This window comes from Desulfocurvus sp. DL1XJH-121 (genome assembly GCF_054819825.1).
Genome location: NZ_JBTVWW010000082.1, coordinates 1 through 278 on the forward strand (window position 1 = coordinate 1; position 278 = coordinate 278).

At 54.3% G+C, this 278-nt stretch carries 1 protein-coding gene; it reads left to right on the top strand.

Translation table 11 applies throughout. The features are described from left to right. Positions 1 to 71 precede the first annotated feature (71 nt). Positions 72 to 278: hypothetical protein (locus tag ACYYG1_RS17390; RefSeq protein WP_461211598.1), on the top strand; the 207-nt coding region annotated here is incomplete at its 3' end.

Consider the following 278-nt stretch of genomic DNA (forward strand, 5'->3'; position numbering starts at 1 on the left):
TGAGTTATCCCAATACCCCCAGAATTGGGGACTTCCCTGTTGCAATAACAGATAGAACAACGGAGTTCCCGATGACCCTCATTTACACCCGACAAGCACAGTCGTTTCTTGCGCCGGATGATGGGCTGTACAAGCGCCCGCCTCCCCACCAGATCATCCCCTACATGGTCAGGATGAGCAGTGCGATTCGAAGCACGTCGATGGCCAACAGGACTGGTGCCATCAAGATGGTGCAGGCCAACATGAACGAAGCCTGGGCGAAGATTCACCGCTCAATG